The organism is Chryseobacterium sp. SIMBA_029 (assembly GCF_046535275.1).
Classification (GTDB): Bacteria; Bacteroidota; Bacteroidia; order Flavobacteriales; family Weeksellaceae; genus Chryseobacterium.
In genome coordinates this window covers 1-240 of the sequence record NZ_JAWRXA010000803.1, presented here as the reverse complement: position 1 = coordinate 240, position 240 = coordinate 1, and the positions used below count along the sequence as shown (strand labels likewise).

Annotated in this window: 1 protein-coding gene; it reads left to right on the top strand. The window is 66.2% G+C overall.

What is annotated here, in order from left to right; all coding sequences use genetic code 11:
• Positions 1-240: LysR substrate-binding domain-containing protein (locus SB679_RS26130; RefSeq protein ID WP_410705314.1), on the top strand; the 240-nt coding region annotated here is incomplete at both ends.

Sequence of the window (240 nt, the reverse complement as noted above, 5' to 3'; positions counted from 1 at the left end):
ACGGCCCGATCGCCGACTCGCGTCTTGTCGCCTGGAAGCTCGCTCCGAGCCGCCGCATGCTGGTCGCCTCGCCGGACTATCTTGCCAAGGCGGGCATCCCGCGCACTCTGGCCAGTCTTCAGGAGCACCGGGGACTTTTCTACACCAATCGCGGTGTTGCCGACTGGCGCTTCCAGACCGCAGAGGGTGTCGCCGTGGTGCGCGCCCAACTGGCGATGGGCATGAACAATGGCGACATGC